General features: G+C 45.4%; 23 protein-coding genes and 1 pseudogene. 4 read left to right on the top strand and 20 right to left on the bottom strand.

Translation table 11 applies throughout. From position 1 onward, the window contains the following. Positions 1-81 precede the first annotated feature (81 nt). The 3 genes from BVG16_RS29155 to BVG16_RS32990 form a co-directional block, all read right to left on the bottom strand. Positions 82-558 (bottom strand): MarR family winged helix-turn-helix transcriptional regulator, encoded by a 477-nt coding sequence (locus BVG16_RS29155; protein ID WP_158081834.1) that lies wholly within the window; start codon positions 556-558, stop codon positions 82-84. 180 nt (positions 559-738) lie between these two features. Continuing rightward, complete coding sequence (locus BVG16_RS34145; protein ID WP_408635395.1) at positions 739-897, bottom strand: immunoglobulin-like domain-containing protein; 159 nt, start codon at positions 895-897, stop codon at positions 739-741. A gap of 97 nt (positions 898-994) precedes the next feature. After that, positions 995-1,153, bottom strand: coding sequence for a hypothetical protein (locus BVG16_RS32990; protein WP_158081833.1), 159 nt, complete (start codon positions 1,151-1,153; stop codon positions 995-997). 290 nt (positions 1,154-1,443) lie between these two features. On the opposite strand from BVG16_RS32990, the gene BVG16_RS29150 reads away from it, so the two are divergent. Further along, entirely contained in the window at positions 1,444-1,899 is a 456-nt protein-coding gene (locus BVG16_RS29150; RefSeq protein WP_078502719.1) for a DUF1641 domain-containing protein, read from the top strand. A 42-nt stretch (positions 1,900-1,941) separates the two neighbouring features. Next, positions 1,942-3,120, top strand: coding sequence for an NAD(P)/FAD-dependent oxidoreductase (locus BVG16_RS29145; RefSeq protein ID WP_078502718.1), 1,179 nt, complete (start codon positions 1,942-1,944; stop codon positions 3,118-3,120). A 93-nt stretch (positions 3,121-3,213) separates the two neighbouring features. On the opposite strand, the gene BVG16_RS29140 is transcribed toward BVG16_RS29145, so the two are convergent. The 14 genes and pseudogenes from BVG16_RS29140 to BVG16_RS29075 form a co-directional block, all read right to left on the bottom strand. Then, entirely contained in the window at positions 3,214-4,284 is a 1,071-nt protein-coding gene (locus BVG16_RS29140; RefSeq protein WP_078502717.1) for an LLM class flavin-dependent oxidoreductase, read from the bottom strand. A gap of 269 nt (positions 4,285-4,553) precedes the next feature. Further along, positions 4,554-5,216: a phosphatase PAP2 family protein gene (locus BVG16_RS29135; RefSeq protein ID WP_158081832.1), complete on the bottom strand. Its 663-nt coding sequence runs from the start codon at positions 5,214-5,216 to the stop codon at positions 4,554-4,556. Positions 5,217-5,376: 160 nt separating this feature from the next. Then, positions 5,377-6,048, bottom strand: a complete 672-nt coding sequence (locus tag BVG16_RS29130; protein ID WP_078502715.1) for a response regulator transcription factor — start codon at positions 6,046-6,048, stop codon at positions 5,377-5,379. After that, a complete protein-coding gene (locus BVG16_RS29125; RefSeq protein ID WP_078502714.1) occupies positions 6,048-7,277 on the bottom strand; it encodes a sensor histidine kinase in 1,230 nt (409 codons plus the stop codon). The genes BVG16_RS29130 and BVG16_RS29125 overlap by 1 nt, the downstream gene beginning before the upstream one ends. A 25-nt stretch (positions 7,278-7,302) precedes the next feature. Then, the gene (locus tag BVG16_RS29120; protein ID WP_078502713.1) at positions 7,303-7,743 is read right to left on the bottom strand and encodes a CcdC protein domain-containing protein; all 441 of its coding nucleotides are present in this window, start codon (positions 7,741-7,743) and stop codon (positions 7,303-7,305) included. A gap of 83 nt (positions 7,744-7,826) precedes the next feature. Continuing rightward, complete coding sequence (locus BVG16_RS29115) at positions 7,827-9,377, bottom strand: SAM-dependent methyltransferase (RefSeq protein ID WP_078502712.1); 1,551 nt, start codon at positions 9,375-9,377, stop codon at positions 7,827-7,829. A gap of 132 nt (positions 9,378-9,509) precedes the next feature. Next, positions 9,510-10,943 (bottom strand): sensor histidine kinase, encoded by a 1,434-nt coding sequence (locus BVG16_RS29110; protein ID WP_078502711.1) that lies wholly within the window; start codon positions 10,941-10,943, stop codon positions 9,510-9,512. A 32-nt stretch (positions 10,944-10,975) separates the two neighbouring features. Continuing rightward, a complete protein-coding gene (locus BVG16_RS29105) occupies positions 10,976-11,662 on the bottom strand; it encodes a response regulator transcription factor (protein ID WP_078502710.1) in 687 nt (228 codons plus the stop codon). A gap of 204 nt (positions 11,663-11,866) precedes the next feature. Continuing rightward, positions 11,867-13,225 (bottom strand): erythromycin esterase family protein, encoded by a 1,359-nt coding sequence (locus BVG16_RS29100; protein WP_078502709.1) that lies wholly within the window; start codon positions 13,223-13,225, stop codon positions 11,867-11,869. 104 nt (positions 13,226-13,329) lie between these two features. Continuing rightward, positions 13,330-13,926 (bottom strand): annotated as a pseudogene (locus tag BVG16_RS29095) (DUF1349 domain-containing protein). A 59-nt stretch (positions 13,927-13,985) separates the two neighbouring features. Further along, the gene (locus BVG16_RS29090) at positions 13,986-14,546 is read right to left on the bottom strand and encodes a hydrolase (RefSeq protein ID WP_078502708.1); all 561 of its coding nucleotides are present in this window, start codon (positions 14,544-14,546) and stop codon (positions 13,986-13,988) included. A gap of 40 nt (positions 14,547-14,586) precedes the next feature. Continuing rightward, complete coding sequence (locus BVG16_RS29085) at positions 14,587-15,696, bottom strand: AbrB family transcriptional regulator (RefSeq protein ID WP_078502707.1); 1,110 nt, start codon at positions 15,694-15,696, stop codon at positions 14,587-14,589. A gap of 12 nt (positions 15,697-15,708) precedes the next feature. Then, a complete protein-coding gene (locus BVG16_RS29080) occupies positions 15,709-16,365 on the bottom strand; it encodes an MBL fold metallo-hydrolase (protein ID WP_078502706.1) in 657 nt (218 codons plus the stop codon). Between the two features lie 79 nt (positions 16,366-16,444). After that, positions 16,445-16,846: an Rrf2 family transcriptional regulator gene (locus BVG16_RS29075; RefSeq protein ID WP_078502705.1), complete on the bottom strand. Its 402-nt coding sequence runs from the start codon at positions 16,844-16,846 to the stop codon at positions 16,445-16,447. A 172-nt stretch (positions 16,847-17,018) separates the two neighbouring features. Here BVG16_RS29075 and BVG16_RS29070 point away from each other — a divergent pair, with 172 nt between their 5' ends. After that, positions 17,019-17,576 (top strand): DUF6609 family protein, encoded by a 558-nt coding sequence (locus BVG16_RS29070; RefSeq protein WP_233147203.1) that lies wholly within the window; start codon positions 17,019-17,021, stop codon positions 17,574-17,576. Positions 17,577-17,810: 234 nt separating this feature from the next. Here BVG16_RS29070 and BVG16_RS29065 read toward each other — a convergent pair whose 3' ends face one another. Then, positions 17,811-18,641: a phytanoyl-CoA dioxygenase family protein gene (locus BVG16_RS29065; RefSeq protein ID WP_078502704.1), complete on the bottom strand. Its 831-nt coding sequence runs from the start codon at positions 18,639-18,641 to the stop codon at positions 17,811-17,813. 222 nt (positions 18,642-18,863) lie between these two features. Between BVG16_RS29065 and BVG16_RS29060 the strand changes: the two genes are divergently transcribed. Further along, positions 18,864-19,751 (top strand): helix-turn-helix domain-containing protein, encoded by an 888-nt coding sequence (locus BVG16_RS29060; RefSeq protein ID WP_078502703.1) that lies wholly within the window; start codon positions 18,864-18,866, stop codon positions 19,749-19,751. Positions 19,752-20,469: 718 nt separating this feature from the next. Here the strand turns inward: BVG16_RS29060 and BVG16_RS29050 are convergent. Both BVG16_RS29050 and BVG16_RS29045 read right to left on the bottom strand, forming a co-directional pair. Beyond that, positions 20,470-20,658 (bottom strand): hypothetical protein, encoded by a 189-nt coding sequence (locus BVG16_RS29050; RefSeq protein WP_078502701.1) that lies wholly within the window; start codon positions 20,656-20,658, stop codon positions 20,470-20,472. Positions 20,659-20,677: 19 nt separating this feature from the next. After that, on the bottom strand, positions 20,678-21,457 hold the full coding sequence (locus BVG16_RS29045; RefSeq protein ID WP_332888821.1) for a glucosamine-6-phosphate deaminase: 780 nt from the start codon (positions 21,455-21,457) through the stop codon (positions 20,678-20,680). Positions 21,458-21,570 lie beyond the last annotated feature (113 nt).

Genomic DNA, 21,570 nt, shown 5'->3' with positions numbered 1-21,570 from the left:
GTTCTTGCATCGGTACGATTGGGTGGGGCTTAATAATATATTTATAGTTTATAACAAAAAGTAAGAAAAGTAAACCATTTGTTACAACTTTGTGAACGGTGACTCTGGGCTCTCCCCCAGATGATTCAACACCTCGGTATTAATACGTACTATGGATTGAACATCTTCCTCACTCAACCTGTCTAACACTTTCATCATCACACGGCTTGACACGGCATTTGAAATGATTCGTCTCGCTAGCTCTTTCCCCTTGTCCGTCAGCGTTAATTTCACTTCACGGCGGTTTTCTTTTGGAATTTCGCGGATGACCAAGCCGGCTTGGACTAACCCATTGATATTGACACTCAAAGTGCTTTTGGAGGATACGAGCCGTCCTGTGAGTTCTTTTAGTGTAAGATCCGGTGATGCGAGCAACGTTTTGAGAATCGACATTTGTTGTAACGTCATGCCAAAGGAAGCTGCATTCGACTGGGCCATCTTGATGGTTGCCTTACTAATGTTCCAATAGGATTCTAATACCCGAGCTGCGAGTTTGCTTTTCTCATCCAATGAGATCATTGAATAATAGGCCTCCTCACACGTTCTAAAAACTTTACTTGTTAAACTGTTCGCAGTGGAACTGTTCGTTATGACAAATATCATAGTATTCCTGGTCTGTATAAATGTCAATATGACTTTTAAAGAAAAAAAGCGCCTTTTGAGCTCCATCTGCTACGTGAAAAGATACACATAATCAGCTTATGCATCGGCGATCACTTCAAATTCTGCAGCCAGCTTGAATTCCTGATCTCCAGAGTTAAAGCTTTTGACCAAGCGGTACTTCCCAGGTTTTAACGCGGCTTCCAGCATCCTGAATTGAGCCTTATCTTTATACTTCTCTCCGGATTTGACTTGTATGCCTATCGCGATCTATGGAATGTAGGCCAACACCAATTTCTCGCTTTCTGTATCGGAGCAACCACTCAGGTAATAAGCGGTCGATTCCTCAGGCAGCTTATCGCCCGTACCCAAATAGGAGCTTGAAATAAATGATATCGCCTTGTTTCACCGCTTCCGTAAACGGGTATTTTTTAGGTATCGTTGTGGACAGATCGGAACAGCATAAGATAAGCAGAAATACGATGGTTACAAGCCAAACAGATATCTTTTTCATAGTACACCTCCCCCTACTAAACGCATGAAATCCACTGGGTGTTTCTGGTAATAAGATTACATTGTAATATTTATCACAATTTTCTATTAGACATTCAAAGAAATCAGTCGTATATTTAATTTAACAGCAACAAAATATAACAATGAGGTAGAAACTATAGCAGCTTTGATGACAAAGGTGGTTCTATAATTCTATACATTTGTGGATCATGGTCATTAAGTCGGCAACTTAGTGGCTTTTATTATTGTTTGTGAATCAAAGCACTATGCTTACTGCAAAGGAGAATTGATATGTCAGAGACAATCACCCAAGCTAAACCCGAACAAGAAGTAACTGAAGTAAGTGAAGTATCTGCTAGCCAAAAGCAAAATGATGTACTCGATCAGCTATTGAAACCAGAGGTGCAAGAATCCTTGAACGCGCTGGTACAACAATTGCCGAAATTAACCGAGCTGGTTAATGTATTAACAAAATCGTATGATTTTGCACAAGCTGTCGCTACAGACGATGTTCTGAAAAGTGATACGGTTGGTGCGATCAAAGAAATTGCCGGTCCTGTAAAAGATAAAGTGAAAGATCTTGCTGCAACGGTAATCGAAGCAAAAGATCGCGCTGATGCAAGCAATGAAGTTATCGGCCTATTCGGTCTTTTGAAATTGTTAAAAGATCCTCAAGCTCAAAAAATGTTCCGTTTCGTAAATGCATTTCTACAAGTTAGCGCAGAACGCGAAAATCAACATAAATAATTAGCTATCTCATATTTAACTCGTAAGGACGGAGGAAATACCATGTCAAAACATATTGTCATTCTAGGTGCAGGTTACGGTGGACTTCTATCCGCTTTAACTGTTCGTAAATATTTAAGTAAAGCCGAAGCTAAAATTACTGTAGTGAACCAATTTGCAACTCACCAAATCATTACGGAATTACACCGTCTCGCAGCAGGAAGTGTTTCAGAGCGTGCGGTAGCGATCCCATTGTCCAAGCTTTTCAAAGGCAAAGACATCGATCTTAAAATCGCAAAAATCGAATCCTTCTCCGTAGAAGAGAAGCTCGTGAAATTGACGGACGGATCTACATTGACATACGACGCGCTTGTTGTCGGCTTAGGCAGCCAAACTGCATTCTTCGGTATCCCAGGACTTGAGCAAAACAGTATGGTTCTGAAATCCGCAGCAGATGCGAACAAAATCCACCAACACATCGAAGATCGTATTCGTCAATACGCGCAAACGAAAGATCAAGCGGATGCAACAATTCTTATCGGCGGCGGTGGCTTAACAGGCGTTGAGCTTGTTGGTGAAATTGCAGATAAAATGCCTGCTCTTGCGAGAAGCTATGGCGTAGACCCTAAAGAAGTAAAATTATTGCTTGCTGAAGCTGGTCCAAAAATTCTTCCTGTATTGCCAGATCATCTGATCGAGCGTGCAACAACAAGCCTTGAGAAACGCGGCGTTCAATTCTTAACAGGTATCCCAGTAACCAATGTTGAGGGAAATGTGATTGAATTGAAAGACGGCCAAAAAGTCATTGCGAACACGTTCGTATGGACTGGCGGCGTTCAAGGTAACCCACTCGTTGGTGAATCCGGTCTAGAAGTGAACCGCGGTCGCGCAACAGTGAACGAATTCTTGCAATCTACATCACACCCTGATGTGTTCGTTGCAGGCGACAGTGCCGTTGTATTCGGTGCAGACGGTCGTCCATACCCGCCAACAGCCCAAATCGCTTGGCAAATGGGCGAATTAATTGGATACAACCTCTATGCGTTCTTAGGCAACCATACCTACGAAACATTTAGCCCAATTAACTCCGGTACGCTTGCAAGCTTAGGCCGTAAAGATGCGGTAGCAACCATCGGAGCGAGTTCGACTCCACTTCGTGGTCTGCCAGCAACGATGATGAAGGAAGCAAGTAACATTCGTTACCTTTCTCACATCCATGCGATGTCCAGCTTAGCATACTAAGCTGCATATAAGATCTCATATAAAGACTCCAGCGGAAAAGAGCTTCTCTTTTCATACTGGAGTCTTTTTTTGGGTGTCACAGCGGCAAGTTATCTAGGCGTGAACGCCTACATCAGCATGGGGTGGAAGGCTTCCCCATACGGTGCTCGGAACCTCTCGGCGTAGGATCGGTGCCACCTCCGTTGCAAACCGTTCCACTTGTTCGCGTTGTTCTGCCTCCGTTAACCCATCGACACTAATGCTGAGCACTTGATTCCCAAAAGCCTTCTGGTAATTCAAGATCTTCTCGATGACTTGATCGGGGCTGCCAATTAATACCGGGCCATTCGCCATATTATCCTCCAACGAAGTAAACGGAGATTGATTAAACTGTGCTGCAGATGTGGCATGAAAAGCATCATAATACGGACGGTAGCGGCGAATCGCTTCTTCCGTCGTGTTCGCTAAATACAGGCTGCCTGCCCCGGCGCCTATAATGGCCCGGCTCGCATCATGTCCATAATAGGCTAACCGTTCTCGATAATGATCAATGAGTGCTTTATATTTAGCTTGCGGATGGAAGGTGTTCGACGAAAAGAGGGGTTCACCGAATTGGGCCGCTAACTCTGTGGAGCGTGTACTCGATGCACTGCCATGCCATACAGGGATCTGTTGTTGGAAAGGTCTTGGGTATGTCGTCACACCCTCCAATGCCGGTCGATAACGCCCTTGCCAATTCACGCCCTCCTCAGTCCACAATCGCTTCAGCAATTCATAACGTTCGGTAAGCGAGTCCCACTGCTCCTCCTCCGTAATCCCAAAGAGGGGATAGTGGCGTGGGTCGTTGCCTTTCCCAATGATCAGTTCAAGTCGTCCTTTCGATAAATGATCTAATGTCGCGTAATCTTCTGCCACACGTACCGGATCCAGAACACTTAGAACCGTAACCGTCGTTAAAAGCCGAATACGTGAGGTGCGTGCTGCTATAGCGGTCAAGATGACAGGCGGCGATGAAGACAGGAATGGAGCACCGTGCCGCTCCCCTACCCCATAAGCATCAAAGCCAAGCTCCTCTGCAAGAATCGCCTGATCTAATATATTCTGAAATTTCTGCTGAACCGTTAATGTCTCACCCGTGACCGCATTCGGTACATGCATGAGTAGACTGAACAAAGCAAATTTCATCCTGCGTTGACCTCCCTCACCATTGGCGATACCCATCATACGACGAATATTCATATGATTTCCTTTTATTGGGATATATTAACACACGACGGAGTGTCCAGCAATGATTTTTTCTTATTATTCCGATTAAAATAGTAAACTTTAAACGAATGACCCACAAAATAGAAGGATGCAATAAAAAAGCAGTCAGCTGTCAGTAATGTTGCGGCGAATACTAGAAATCCCTCTCGATATCGGCTGCATGAAAGAGTACCCGCGCATTGGTTTTTTTAAGATTTACTGACTTGTTGCGAGTTCCTCCCTTTGTTACGAAGGGAGGATTTCATGAACAAGGAATAACACCAGCCTGCACATCGAACCATGGTCTCCGCCAGGATCCATCCCCCTACCACATCCGCGATGACGTGCTGTTTCACGAACAAAGTAGAAAAAATGATAAGAATGGCTAACCCTTTCACGAATATTCTGCCTCTAGTTGCGAAGATGGAAGCATACCGATACATCACGCAGCTCGTAAACACATGAATACTCGGGAAACAATTATACGGTTGATCCGTGTCATAGACGAATCTTACTAACATATTCAGAATCCCACTCTCTTCAACAGGCGGACGGAGGACCATCGTCTGAAAACAAAAATAAACAAGATAACTTAGGATCAGCCCGCAGCACAATGCTAACATCGCTTGATAGTATACCTGTAAATTTTTGCGGAATATCAACAACAATGTGATGATCATAAAGGGATACCAACTGATATAGGGTACAATGAAAGCAGGAATAAAGGGAGTTTGTTCGTCCAACGTCGTGGCTAGGAAATGAATACCGGGGCCAGGATGATTGGTAAGGCCATAAAATATATTAAGTATAGGAATGGCCAACACCCATAATAGCGGTTTATAATCAACCCAACGTCGCTTCTGGTTCATCATGATTGAATCCTCACCAATCTCTTCAAGATTTGTTGGATTCATAATAAGCCATAAAACTTAGGATTTACGGGGGATTATTCTGAAGATTTGATAAAGATGTTGCACAGCATAACGAAGAGAGACATTCATCTACGTCTTAGACGCCAACGAAGCCTCTCTGTCATAACACGATTCGATTACGAATACCGAAAACCACGGCTTGCGTACGGTCTTCCACGCCCATTTTTTGCAGAATCCGGTGTACATGGGTCTTCACCGTGTGTTCACTGATATACAACTTCGCAGCAATTTCTTCGTTACGTAGACCATAGGCCATTTGCTGAAGTACTTCCAATTCACGTGCCGTAAATCCTTCCACCATCGCGTCGTTTGCCGCTGCTCTCTCGGGTAAAGTGTTCGATGATTGTACCGCCTGGCTGATGGCTTTAGCCGCCGCTGCCGTACGGAAGATCGCCTCCCCCCGATAAGCTGCTCGAATGGCATCGATCAGTTCACTAGGCTTAGCATCTTTCAAGAGATAACCTACCGCACCGGCACGTATTCCGTCATACACATATTCCTCCAAATCAAATGTTGTCAAAATAACGATCTTGCACTTCGGCGAAATAGCGAGGATCTCGCGAGTCGCTTCAATACCATTGCATACCGGCATTTGCACATCCATGAGAATAACATCCGGAGACAATTGCTCTGCCAACCGCACCACTTCGCGTCCATTCTCTGCTTCGCCCACCACATTCATATCGATTTGACCATTAATGATATATTGCAAACCATTCCGTATCAGATGCTGATCATCCGCAATTGCAACACGTATGTGATATTCCTCCATTAGCGTCCCCCCTCTGCAGGCCTGCTGTTAAGCGGTATTTTGATCGTTAACTCTAAACCATGAGGCTTGCTCGCTCGGTACGTAAAAGAACCGCCTACGCTTTCGCATCTTGCCTGTACCCCGGATAGACCAAAGCCCGGTGTCAACGTTGTCTCCTCTGTATACCTGCCATCGTCCTTGACCACCAACAGCATATTTTCTTCACGCTCAATCAGTTCAACTCCCACATGAGATGCTCCTGCATGACGCAACACATTCGTGAGTGCTTCCTGTAATATACGATAAAGGATTTCTGCGATTTCATACCTCAATTGCCCATTCGAAGGGGACATGGAAAAATCAATCTGGAGGTTACTGTGTTCTCTGATCTGTTGAATCAAACTCCGCAATGCGACCACGCCCAAGCTTGAATCATCGACTGCCATATGATGGACAACTAAACGAACATCTTGAAGGCAACCACGCGCAACCTCTAACACAGTGCCCAACGTGCGTTCAGCATCAGCCTCATTTGATTGAATCATATAAGGAAGCGCCTGCAATTGAACGATCACAGAGGTTAAACCGTGCCCAATACTATCATGAAGATCCCTCGCAATACGGGTCCTTTCTTCCAGCACAGCATAGCGTAGGGATTGAACCGTAGCTTCCTCCAGCTCCTTATGCGTCTGTTGTAGAGCTTCATGCGTTTGTGCTAACTGGAGATGCATGTTTTGTAATTGTTCATAATGCTGTTTGCTGGCTATCGCTGCTAGGCGCTTTGTTCTGACTCCCCAGAACAGCAAATATATCCCTGCATGTACAACCGAATACAATAATATCGTGTTGTCACTCTCTTGGCGCATATACAGAATAAGGGCATCCGTAAGAATCATTGCCGATACCAGCGGTACGGATCTTCTCCCTGGCAATCTGACCGCGCTGTATCCAATCAAATACAAGATCAGACCCATAGCTATCTTATCCAGATGGAATATTAAGAAGTAAATAACGGTGATCAACCAAAGTCCAATAACAATAGCTAACCGCCCAAAAAGGGAACGCGGGTAGGAACGCATCCATAACATCAACGAATAGGCGATCCCGAATCCTACATGCATGATTACATCCAACCACGTCTCCATTACGGATGTCTCGAAGATCACGTACAACAAAATCAAGTTCAGGAGAATAACTCGGGACCTCTCGATCAACCATTGGCCTATCCTTACAAATGCCCGCGTTTCCATACCCTTAAGCCCCCATCAGCCTTCACTAACCTACCAACTTTTGATATTTCCTGTACAGAAAATAGCGACGCATGCACATGCTCCCGAGAGGGATAAACATGATAGCCGTACTTAAAGAAATTAATGCATGGTGAGCCCCCCAATATCCAACGAAATAGCGCAGAAGCATGATCCCTATAAAAATAATAACACCGATCACGGAGCTTTTCGCAGTCACTTTCCCTGTTACGGGATGAATACGGACTTGATCTAACGTCCCCCGCCAATAACCGATGATGATTCCAACGATCAAACCCACGGTATCGAACAAAAGGCCGCTCGGACTTAAATCAGGTGATTGTGACATGCTACTGCAGGCTAACCAGATGAATAATACTGGTGTGATCCACATGCGAGAAGGCTTCAACTCTCTTTCCCGCAGCATCAATACCAAAATAATAGCAATTATAATGACATAACTGGTCATTACATATCCTCCCTTGCTGTAATTGGAATCATACAGCAAGTATATCGGAGCGACATTCACTTGAAGTCCACCTGTAGGTTGATTTACACGCTCAAAACCCTCAAAAGGTCCAATGCCCCTTCATGCTCGGGTTCAATCGCTAAAGCTCTATGGGTGTAATCCATGGCGCATTCCACGTTCCCCACCTCGTAGTAACAAATCGCGATATTATAGAATACCGCGCTGCTAAGATTAGGCTCATCATGCTTCGATCGTTCAAAAAACGCTAACGCTTCCTCGTACAAGCACATCTCATACAGCAGCATGCCGCACGCTAGTGCTAAATCATGTTTTTCTTCCATCGGGTAGTAGCCGTCCCACATCAACTGAATCCCATGACGGATATCTAACATTTCTTCATCGCTACTCGTTAGAATCAGATTTGACATGTGCGCAGCACTTTGCAGGAATAATTGAGCATCATATCCCCCAAGTCTCCAAAAAGAAAGGATTTGAGACAGCTTCATGTGATCCAAATACTCATCGAACCATTCTTTTATACTGAAAAAATCATCGGGTCCAAAACGATGCACAAACCGTTGATAAGCGAGACGGGTATTCGCATAGCTCATTGGTTCTTGCAGCATGAGAATGCAACCTACATTTAAATTGCGATAGTGATGCGAAGTGAAGAGAGACGCCGCACCCTTTTGTTCAAAAACATGTTGAATCGCATGATAATTCGCCGTTATCGAGAAGCTGCCGTGATGAATAAGTTCAGGCGGTTCTGCAAATTCCCAATTTTCTATTCGATGATCTCCCTTATCCGCTGTGAGCAGAAGAAACCCCGCTTGCGACAGCTGACCCAGTCGTTCTAGACATGTCAGACCCACGGCTGGAAATAGGATGTGAGAATCTTCTAGCTTTTGTTGATAGAGCTCGATAACACTGCGGTACGGATACGATTCCTGTTCGTATTCAGCTGCTCTGTGGTAGTGATACGCCGGGATCATGTTCTGAAGTACATCTGACGGATGGTTCGCATCTACTTCTTCGGGAAATTGAAAAGAAACCTGGCATTCATAAATATTGCCCTCGCCTACATAAATCAGTTCTTGCGGGATACTGTCGAAAAAGTAGTTGGCAATGACCAACAATGGCTGCTGCAAATCAGAGGGTCGGATCATATCCTTAGATTGAGTTAGATGCAACTCTGTATCGTGCACGGCGTCAAAGAGGGCGAAATCCAAAATCCCCTGCTCCACAAATGGGAGTAGACTGGCATGCTGCTGCCAGTAAGCTATATTTTTGACAGGCAAATCACTCATAATATAGCGAAACGAAGGAATCTCCATGCCAGCAAAATCCCTTAGCTCGCATAGCTCCTTAAGAACATGAAACGCTAAACGTCCTGAACCTGCGCCAAGCTCAAGGATCGTGATGGGTTCCGTGATATAACCTAACCTTGCGCGGTCTTGAAGAAATCCAAATATCATTTCCGCATAAGCCACCGCAATCATCGGGTTGCTCGTAATATACTGAGGCACATCTTCACTCTGCCACGCCTTAATACCTTGTTCCTCAAAATAGGAGCGTTGCATTTCCCAAATGGGTGCTTCACTGAAGCGATACTTGTTTTGTTCGTCATTTGTCATCTATGTAAACCTACTTTTCTCAATGTAATCAAAAATGGGGCCATCCACGAAGATCGACCCTGTTGTATATCGTAAACATAAACCTAGCATCTCTGCAATGTGTTGTCCATATACCCACCCGTTGAGTCATCCTCATATTTCGTATCGGAGAGACGCTAAATCACATGGAATCGTTATGCATACCCACGCTCCGCCTTCCGCACGGTTTCCAGCTTCAATCCGCCCACCATGTTTCTGCACCAGCATCTTCGCCGTATACAAGCCTAGCCCTGAATGGCCTATTTCCTGAGACCGCGAGGAGTCGCCAGAGTAAAATTTATCGAACATACGACGCAGATCTAGATCGCTGAAGCCCGGCCCCGTATCCTTCATTTCAAAAGAAATCTGGTTCTCACCTACGCGTACCGACCACTCAATTACGCCTTCAGCTGGCGTAAATCTTAAGCTGTTCGTGATCACGTTATCGAATACTTGTTCCAATCGGGCTGCATCCAAATGAAGCTGAAGCTTTTGGTTACGATGCCGATTTTCATAGGAGTAACGAAGCGTAATCCCCTTCTCGCGGCATAACAACTCATATTCTTCTTTTTTTCTCGTACAGAAAGCGTACAAATCCGTTGGTTCATAACAAAGAACATATTCGGGCGTATCGATTTTATTCAAAAACAATAGTTCCGTCAACATCTTGTCGGCACGCTGCGTGCTGTTCCGAATCGTTAACAAGTACTTCTCCAGCCGTTCCGGATGACGCGCACCACTCTCGATCAAATTATCTGCATGTCCTTGAATGATCGTCAGCGGCGTCCGCAGATCATGCGCAATCGCCGCAATCATATCGCGCCTTTCCTGTTCCAGCTTCCATTCTCGCTTCAATGATTGCTCCAGCGCCTTCCGCATCTCTTCAAAAGCATCCGAAAGCTCTGTCAGTTCCTTCGAGCCTCCCGCTCCGGCTACGGAGAAATTCAGATCATTCTGTTGAATTCGTCGGGCACCCCCTATAATCTTAGCGATCGAAGGTTCGAGCCTTTTCCCTAATCTTCTTGCGAAAATATAGGCAAAGAAAACGATAAAAAGGAATGGCGCAATCAAACTGCTCAAGATGAGAACAACGAGCAGCCAGTTTCCAGGATTATTGGACGACACGCTTAGACTGTATCGCAGCACAAGCATACCTTTCAGTTGTTTTTGCGAATTGAGAATAGGGTGGAACTTAATATATTTCCCGCCATGCTTCTCAAGTCTATTCAACTTGATTAGTACATCTTCCGGGCTGTTGACGAATGAATGTCCCTTCCAACCGTAGACCGTTTGTCCCTGAAGATTAATCATTTGATACTGCATGCCTTTCGTCGGAATAACCTTTTCCAATGCTTCCTGCATATGAGGAGATAATAGGATATCTTTTTGCTTATCCACATACGCTAAAATCTGCGGGATTTGCTGCTCGTAATAATTAGCTGGAAGAATGCTCTTGTCCGTCTGTTTGATCAGAACATAAAGCGTACTGCCCCACACCAACGCCGAACCTAAAAAGCTGAAAAAGAGAACAAGGGCAAATGCACCCATAAACTGTCGGCGAAGTGGCCTTTTACTTGTCTTTAGTTTCTTTCGAATTTGTAGCCTACCCCCCATACTGTCGCAACAAATGTCATCTCAGGTGCAGCCGTCGCCAGCTTCGCACGGATGTTTTTGATATGTTCGGTGACCGTGGAAGCGTCCCCCTCAGCATCGTATCCCCATATCCTTTCATACATTTGTTCCCGCGAGAACACTTGATTCGGATGCATAAAAAGAAGCTGAAACAGTTCGAATTCCAGACTGGTCAGTGGAATATGTATATCCTGATAATATAACTGCAAGCTGTCCAAATCGATCGTGAGGTCGCCGTGATGCAGCAGCTTAGGTTGATGGTCGAAGTGGTTTCTTTGCTCTCGGCGGAGATGCGCTTGAATTCTGGCCTTCAATTCTGGCATGCTGAAAGGTTTGACAATATAGTCATCTCCTCCGACAGCAAGTCCACGTATACGATCCGCTTCGGCGGAACGCGCGCTTAAGAACAGAATAGGGCATGATACCCGATTTCGTATTACTTGACACACTTCGAGTCCATCCAAATGAGGCATCATAATATCCAGAATGATCAAATCAGGTTGATCTACAAGCCGATTCAACACTTCCTTGCCGTCATAAGCAACACGTACCTCATAACCTTCATCCTGCAGTGCGTCGCGCATAAACTCCACGATGTCCTGTTCATCGTCGGCAATTAATATTTTTTCTCTCATCTCGCCTGTATCCTTTCTAGTCTTCCATCTATACAATTCATTTTCTGCTTGCGTGCTAAAAATCCCCCTGAAGTGAAACATACAGTTATTGCTGTACGCGTCCACTACAGGGGGAACGATTAAATTTGTGAATGTCCTCATCGTATCATTTGATAGAAGAAGTTTCAATTCGGCTTTGGAACCCTAACATCGGAATCTATTCCGTCAGAACTTCGTCGTTGGCTCTTTTACTTTATCGAAGACGATAATGCCGTCATACTGTTCTTTCGGAACAAACTTCATCGACATCGGTTCAATGATCTCGGACGTCATTCCGTCTTCGGCCGCATAAATCGGCTTGAACATCCAAGCGTTATATTTATCCCATGACTTGTGTTTGGATAAATCGGCGAATGCGATCTTATAGCCGCTCTGCATCATCTGATGTTCTAAGCTCCCCTTCGGCATAGGCTTGATATCGAAAAGCTTCTGCGTCGTGAGCGTACTCGCCTTCCCGCTATTCATATACAAACCGATTACATATTCCTTGTCTTTAAGTTTTTTCTGAAGCAGTTCTCCCATGCTCGTAAAGCTGTTGATCCATTTCCCCTGTTCTTTGGTCATAATTTTGGAAGTGTTCTTCGCAAGATGGTCGTTATGCGCCCATAAAATCACCTTTTTGCCGGGGTACATCACGTTCATGAGCCACTCTACGTTGTCAGCCATAATACGATCTCGGAATTCATAACTTTCCTTCGTACCGTACATGCCCATTTCGATAAACTTGATGCGGTCTTCCAGCGTTTTCACAGCGATATCAACCATATGAGAATTTGTCGGATATGCCGCTGCAAGCTGTTCCTTGTTATCTTTTATAAACTGGATCAATGCCTTGTATTTTGGTTCATATTCATCTTTGACTTTCTTAATTTCCGTCTTAGCTTGGGGGTTATTATCGAAGTCTAGACCGTATTTGTTGAAGACTGTATAGAAATCGGTAATCCCTTGCATTTCAAATTGATAATAATCTTGCCCTTTCTCCTTATCTACCTTGGCAATCCAGTTGGCGATAAATTGCGTTAAATATCCTGACGTAAACTGCATATCATAGCCCGCAAGGTACAAAGGATGGTCCGTCTGCTGCTGCTTCTTAATATAATCGAACAAACCAAGCGTCTCTTTGGAATGCCATATCGGGAAAATAGAACGTTCCATCATTTCTTTTGACGTCAACGACCCGGCATTTTCATAGGCAGCGAAAGAATCGCCAAGCCCCGACTCGAATGCTATGACATCAAAACCTAGCTCTTCGTGCAAATATTTGATCAGTCTTGTTTTCATGCTGCTGTATTCTGCGACACGGTGGAAGTTCTCACCAAGGCTCACAACAGTTTTATCTTTTAGAATAGGCTTTAGGAACGCTAAATCCTTGTAATCTTCTGAGGTTAGCGATTTAATTTCTTGAATATTCTGCTTCACGCCTGTGTTCTTCTGCGCGGTCGCAGAGACGGTTACCGTCGATAGTAATACAGATACGGCCAGCCCCGCGGCCATAACGCCTGTGAATAGTTTGGTTGCTTTCATTCCTCATTCTCCTCCTTCAAATCCATTACATCGTTCTCTTACTCTGCTAACCATCGTAACAAGAACTTCTAAGGAATTTATAAGGATTGGACGCAGAAAATCTATTATGCGCTATGTGCCTCCCATAGGCATTCCGTAACACCTATTTCAGAGAATGACGCTTGGAATGATGCATTACTCGAAGGACTACAAGCATACAGACCGAATTGGATGGTATCATTACCTTCAAACAAGTGGAATATCCTCATTTGTTGAAACACTTTTCCATCGAGAGAATTTTCAATACAGAAATCACTTTCTCGACGACTTAAACGGTAATACATACTTTTGACATTCGCACCCACGTCCGTTGATGCCCAATCGGAATATCCATGATTGGTTACAACGCTTCCTAATCGAGCATAAACGTCATTTTCGTACTCTATCGATGCTTTGAATCAATTATCGCTGTCCTGATAGATCATAACGCCACATTGGTCATATTTAGATGTACTGTTAAATTCCGTTTTTACCGTAAACGAAAAATACTTTTCATCCGATGTAATAAGCAGTGCAGGAGCATTATCATTTTGAAAGCCATAATATGTCCTCTGCCAGAAATCGGTTTGGGGCTCTGTTGTAATGATGACTTTTTCATTGGTCATGGTGTATTCTTTAGGTTCAAAAATCCAGGAAGCCTTCTCAATATCAAATGAAAACATGCTAAATCATCCCTTCTATTTCTTATAATCTGTTAATTAACCTCATCTATCGCATTACATTATTCGCTTTCATCCAGAAATTGTTCAACCGTCCTTACCTTCCCGATTCTAGGGAAAATAAACTTGCATGACGCTTCATGCTCCTCAACACTCATCGCTTTCATTGCATCTGTGATGAAAATTTGGTTATACCCCAATTGAAATGCTTCTCTCGCTGTCGTTTCAACACCGATATTTGTGGTAATGCCGCACAACACGATGGTGTCGATCCCTCTTCGGCGAAGCTGAAGATCTAAATCCGTGCCGAAAAAAGCACCCCATTGACGCTTCGTCACGACGTAATCTCCCTCCCGGTACCCAAGCCCCGGAACAAACTCCGCCCAACCTTCAGGATACGCAGCCGCATGATGCGGTTGATCTGTGATCGGCTTGAGCTGATCCTTGCCATCCAGGTAATCCACGTTCACAAAGGAAATAAAACCTCCGTTATTCCGGAACATCTCAACGAGCTGGGCTGCTTTCTCTACAATCTCTTGCCCCTTGGTCATCTGTACAATTCCTTTTTGTAAATCAATCATGACGAGCGCTGTTTTCTTAAAATCTACTTGTAATGTGTTCATTGCTATTCCTCCGTTTTTTTATGTTCTAGAACAAATTGACTTATCTGCTGCTTCGTTCCTTCTCTCGAAAGGTTAATTTGAATAACATCCTTAATAAAGGCGGGATGGCGAAAAAAATAAAAAAAGTACGGAATAGCTGATACCCTGCCACCATCGATAGATCTGCATGGATTTCGTGAGCCATAATCCCCATCTGATCCATGCCTCCGGGAGCCAGGCTTAACAAAGCTGTCGACGCCGTAACCGGTTGAAGCTGAGTCAATAATATACTGAGCCCCAAAGCCCCGATGATAAGCAGAATTCCGCTTCCAATGGCTAATGCTATCGTGCGAACTTTGTTCGACAACTGTCCTGGCTTCAACATCAAACCAACATAAGTACCGATCATCATTTGCGCGGCGTTGATAAATATGGATGGAAGTGAAGGTCCTTGCATCCCAATGATTTGAAGGATGGCTGTTCCGATCGCAGGACCGAGCAAGAAAGCGGTCGGAAACTTGATACGATTCCCTGCTAGCGCACAAATGACACTAACTGCCGCGAAAATCATAATGTTCGGAAACATCGCGCCCCAACTCGGCGAGGTCGTGGAAACCAACGTGGAAGCGGCGCCCAAATCTTTTACTTCTCCCAGAATCGGACTGAACACGAGCAAAGGCACGCAAATAATGATCATCATCAAACGGATCACTTGGGTGACCGTCACAATCGTCAGGTTCACGCCTTCGGTCTCCTCTGCTAAAGTGACAACCTGCGTAAGTCCCCCCGGTATGCTTCCCAGCAAGGCAGTTTTGTAATCCGTATTCGATAGCTTGGAAACGATGAAGGCAATGCCTGCGCACAAGAGCAGCAGGAGCACCGTCATGAGGAGCATATAGCCTAATTGATGCGACATTTCGCGCAACGCAGCCCCCGTCATGGATAAGCCAATGGTATAGCCGACGATGATCATCCCTGTATTCCGGATCCTTCCCGACCATGCATACCGCCCTTTGCATAGCGTAGAGCCAATTAAAACAAACAGCATCGGACCCAGCATCCATGGGAGCGGAATATGCACAAGTTGAAATACCAGGCCACCAAGGAGTGCTGTAATCAACGTTATCAAGATGGAGATGGATTTACGGTGTTGAGATTCAGGTGCATCCATAGCACCCCCTCCTTATCTGATGGATTCATAATGTAAGACAACCACATGGGCCGTCGTGGGTAACTGTTCCTTCGTTACATGCAGTTCATGAACCTCTGATACGTTCATACCGGACGCTTGGAGAAACGTATCCACCTTATCAAACAGGAAGCATCCTGCCAGTCCAAGCGCCTTCGTCCTATAATGCATCGGAATGGTAATTGCCGGTTGAAGCTGATGGATGGTCTCTGCAGCTTCCCTTCCATCTAAAGTTCGCGTCCCGCCTACAGGCACCATCAAGATATCCACGTGTCCTATTTCACGCACTTGATCTGAAGATAAGAGGTGACCTAAATCCCCGCAATGACAGATCGTCAAATCATCCATCTGAATCACATATACAGTATTATTGCCTCGTTTCGCGCCGTTCACCTTGTCGTGATACGTTGGAATGCCTCGAATGGTTACTTGGTTGTGGGTGTATACATACGGCTTATTCACGAGGAGATCATAGCCAGTTGCCGCTTGTATCTGATTATGATCCCGATGATCATGAGTGATCGCTAAGATATCCGTCTCGATTAGCGGCATACGGTAACCTAATAATCGATTGTACGGATCAATTAATAATCGTGTCCCTGAAGAAGATGTGAGCAAAAAACAGGATTGGCCAAACCACTTGATCTTCATAAGTATTCCACCTGCTTCCTCATGATTCATTATATGTGCAAATTTGTGCACACTTTAGAGCAAAAAAAGGCAACGCCTTTTACTCCATCATATCCGCGATGGTGTAGGTTCCTAGTACAAGGCCCACCTGCGTACTGATATCCGTCATGATTTTCTGAAAAGCCCCATGCATCTTCTGGCCGAAAAGATGATTGCCGGTCGTATCCAGCATCCGATCCCATATCGGTTCCTCTTCATGCAAAGAGGTATAGACTTCGAACAATGTGATCTCTTCCGGATTCCGAGCCAATTGGTACCCGCCTGCTCTGCCTTGTTTTACTTGAACAATACCCGCTTCCGCGAGTTGAGACAATATCTTACGGAGTGCCGTCGGTTCACAACGGATCTGATTAGCAATCTCAGCGCTCGAACACTGCTCCGAATTGGATGCTAATACAATCAAGGCTTGCACGCCAAAACCAAATCGCTTTAATTGTGCCATATCTGTCGTACGTCCCTCCGCGTTCCGGATATTATATGTGCTAATATTAGCACATTTTAGAACGGAGGGCAATCCGAACTTCCATCTGTAACTTATTTACATTTTATTTAATAGATCGTTATGATCAAAATAATATTAATGGACAAATATGTTAATAAAGGAGTGTTTCAATTTGAGCGTAAACTTACGAAGTGCGAATACAACCATGAATACCTTGCGTTATCCTAATAAACGTATTTGTGGTCTATGGTTAATCTGGGTATCCTTTGTCATTCTGATTGGCCTATTGACGGGAGGCGAACAAAAAATACAAATGGCCGTCTTTTCTATTGGCTACGTCATCGGTTTTATCTCTATTTTAGGCAACAAATCGCTAAATCAAAAGCTCTCATTCGGTCCACTCCGTTCTCGCCAGAAAAAAATCTCCTTCTACGCCATCATCCTTTTCTTTGTATTGATGGTTCTGATCGGCGGACCTTATTTTCAAGATCAAAATTATCGAATGATCTGGCTAGGGGCTTTTCTCGCACTCGGTATCCATTTTGTCCCGTTTGCCTGGGTACATGGGAAATCTATGTTGGCATTAGCAGTACTGATTTCTGCCAATTCTCTGATTGGGATCATGGTTCCGCAATACGATTTCAACGCACTCGTCTATGTCGACATTGCCATCAAGGTCGGCTTCGGCGTTATGCTTCTCTTTACCCGCAAACCCATTACTATGGAATAGCTCATCCTGCAGGAGGAATTAACCACGATTGAATGCAACAATAGTGTCCGGCTAATCATCGTATCATCGAAAACACCATATGCTGCAAGCTGTTTCATGTATTGCCATGAAAAATGCACCCCTTAGAATTCATCGGAATAACCAGAGGCTTTTCCAATGTCTATTCTAAGGGGGCGCTTCAGTTCGGGTAAAACCCCTTTTTATGTTCAATATTCCCTTGTGCTGTAAAGGGGCCTATGCCTTCTTATAGACGAGCGGAGTTATGTCGTTCGCCGCGATATCGCCAGGCTTCAGATCCGGGAAGACAGTCGCGAAATCGCTGCGTCTCGCGTTGCTGTCCGGTTCGAGCGTCCGTGCGCCGTCAGCGTAATAAATGATGGTCATAACTTCCCGCATCGATTCTGTTGGATTGCCCGGCGCGCTGTGCAGCGTCCATCCGGCATGGAACGTGGCGTCGCCTGCTGCCATTGCCCCGTAATTGACGATATCGAAGCCTTTCCCATCGATATATTGCTGTAATGTGCGGTGAGATTCGTCGGAGATGACCAGCTTGCTGATGTAACCGGCCTCCTGTGAGCCTGACGCAAAACTCATCGTACCTACTTCAGGCAAAATGGGAACGAGAGGCATCCACATCGTAATCGTATTATCCGTATCGAGCGGCCAATAGATTTGATCCTGGTGCCATGGCGTATGGCCGCCACCCGGCTCCTTGAAGAGGGCCTGATCGTGGTAGATGCGGACACCGTCCACTCCCATAAGCTCCGCTGCGATTTTGGCAAACCGGCGTGCCAGCGTATAGCGGCGGGCGGCTTCATGTTTGAGCCACAGGTTTCCAATTTGGATAAATGCTTTGCCGTAGGTGTCGCGTTCGTGAATAGGCTTGCTGTGATAATTGAGTTCTTTAACTAAATTAGCGATAACCGGACGGTAAATGCTCATTTCCTCGGGGGTTACGACTTGACGCAGCATTGTGTGGCCGTTCCGTTTGTAACCGGAGATTTGTTCGACCGTCAAGGAATAGTCAGATGAAAGCTCGGGAAGCTTCACCGCTTCGTTACTCATAACACAGCTCCTCCTTCATGTAGACGATTTGTGCAAACGACCTGGGTGCCCGTCAATCGGGCTGTGCCGTCATGCCTCGTCTCTTGCTTCTCATTATAGCTGGTATAACGGCTTTCGGCTTTGTCTCATCCCCTAGAGTCCTTTGTCAAAAACAACTGTAATTGCAGATAATATTTTGCTATCCTTAACGAGAAGCAAAATGTGGAACGAGGGGGATTTGGAATGAGTTCGCTTGAAGAATGGTTGCGCACACATCCAGTCGTGCCGTATGTTCGGCAAAGCGACTATGCGGTACGTAACCCGTGGAAATATGGCTACCGCAAGTTGCTCGATTATTTGCTCGTGTATGTGCAGGAAGGGGAATGCCGGTTTCATGTGGACGGGACGGACTACCCGCTGACATCAGGGGATTTTTGTCTGATTCAACCGGGAAGCTTGAACCGTTTGGAAGGGATGACCGAAACAATCACCCCCTACGCGCATATGGATTTGTTCTATAATCCGGACCGGGAGGAGAGCTTTCCGACGCTCGTAGGCCAAACCGACTTGACGCCCTACGCGTATCTTCTTCAGCCGAGACTGAATGATTTGCCTGGAGTCGACATTCCCGTCAAGCTGAAACCGAGAAAGCCGATCGATTTTCGCGATAAGATGCTGCAGATGATTGCAAGCTGGCTGGGGCAGGATCCGCTGGGTCCGTTGAAAGCGCAGCACTACGCTACGGAGCTCGCGCTTATGATTTTGGAGGATCATATGGAGCAGCGGGCACTGGAGACAAATGTATTGCCTTCCTTGAACTGGATTACGTCATTTTTCTCGTTCCATATTACCGAGCCGCTCACGGTGGAAATGATGGCGGAACGCGCGCACTTGTCGCCTTCGCGTTTCAACGACGTGTTTAAAAGCCGCTTCGGTATGCCGCCGCACAAGTATTTGCGACAGCTGCGCATTCACCATGCCCGGGAACTGCTCGCCACCACAACGTACGATCAAGCCCAGGTGGCGGCTTATTGCGGTTTTGCGGACGTTCATCATTTTTCGAAAGCGTTCAAACGGCAAACCGGCCTGTCGCCGGGTGAATACCGGAAAAAGGCAGCCATGGAGAGCTAATTTACCGTTCAAAATAACGGAGCCTGTCACCGTTATAGGCAGTACCATTATCAGCATTATCATAATAAATAGCCTCTGTTTAAAATGCAGCCGTTTCGTTAGCTGTTTCCACAAGGTCATCACTGTTCTCCGTTCTAAGGGGACTTATTGTTTTCAGGCGATTGTCTAGATTCATCAGACCCGTACACTCTTTAAACTTTTCCACAAAATGCGAGGCTGCACCTTCCTTCCGGCATGTTGCGGATAGTACGAAACAAGCGGTCTACGGTTTGCTCAAGCCGCCTCGAATTGGAATCTTAGACAGCAACCAAGAAATCGGAGAATACGGGCACTGGTTCATCATGCTCCTCATATTCCGTACTCGCGAAAACAAAAAGTTATACGTCTGTGAACATTCTTGCTGTGTCAGCGTAAGCTCGTGCATTATCCTCGACAATCAACACCATATTCACATGGAGCCACCTCATCTTTTGAAGTGTAGACAACCGCCCCGGCTTTAATCGTCTTGCGGATTTGTATATGTCCCCCTTGTTTTCTAAAGAAAACGAAATCTGCTGGCGCCCCTAACTTCAGCCCTTCACATGTAGGAAGGCTAAGATACGTTGAAGGTCGAGTCGACGCCATCTCCCACGCCTCGCTCAGAGTGCATATTCCTTGCGCTGTCATATGTTCGATCCCCCAGGGGAGCATTCGAGCTGAACCAGCGAGCAGCTGTGGATTATGATGCCTGATTCATATCGATTCCTGCATAACCATTAATTTGTAAGTCAACCAAACCCGGAGCAATCCAAACCGGATTGATTACAGCTTCATCAGATACAGGTACTATAGAATGAATAACCCCGTCCAAAACAGTAATACAAATAAGTTGGCCGTTAGCATAATGTTTCCCAATATATGTGTCCACTTAACAACTACACCTCCGGTTAATTTGAAGGCTGCAAAGATTCTTGATCTACGAAAAGTGTGCAAGAAGGATGGGTCCTAAGCAAAGAAGCAGGACATGAGGTATTGATAGGGCCATGTAATGTTTCTGTAACCGCTCTGCGCTTCGTGGGCCCCGGAACGATGCAGAATAAGCGCTGTCCAGCCATTAATGCCAGAATGGTTAGTGTCAATGCATATGTCGGCACATCTTTTATATTCGGAAAGCAACCATCGTTTACTTGCTGTATTCGACACATTTCATCAAGCTCTACGACTTTCATCGTATGAGGGTCGTTGAAATCAGCAACGGGTGGATCATTAAAGGCAATATGTCCGTTTTCTCCAATTCCAAGGCATACGGCGTCAATTGGCGCTTCTTGCAACAGCGACGTATAACGAGCACACTCCTTAGCCCCATCCTCTGTTGCATGGATCGTATGCACTTCGCCGAATGGTACGCGTGTTAAAAGTCTTTCGTTCAAGAAATGTGCAAAGCTTTGCGGCGCTCCCACAGGAAGCCCGATATACTCGTCCATGTGAAAAGCGACTATGCGGCTCCAATCGAGGTCGTAGCGAATCAGTTCTTCCAAAAACTCATTTTGTGAAGGGGCAGCAGCAAAAATAACACGTACTTTGTTTTGGCTGGCTAAACGCTGCTTCAGCCACTGGGCAGCAGCCGCTGCAGCCGCCGCTCCCATGTGACGCCGGTCTGCATATTGCTCAATCCTCAGATTGTCAACTTGCATCGTGCGAATGGGTGAACTTGAGATTGTCATCATTTATGACCTCCTTTATAATTGGACTAATTTAACAATAAGGCAAAACCTTTTACTTTTCCCCGCCTTTCTTGTGTGATTTCCGCAAATATTGTACATATCTTGCTTTTCTATAA

Origin of the sequence: Paenibacillus selenitireducens (assembly GCF_002021565.1) — a bacterium.
GTDB classification, from domain to species: Bacteria; Bacillota; Bacilli; order Paenibacillales; family Paenibacillaceae; genus Paenibacillus_K; species Paenibacillus_K selenitireducens.
This window is presented reverse-complemented; position numbering and strand designations above follow the sequence as displayed.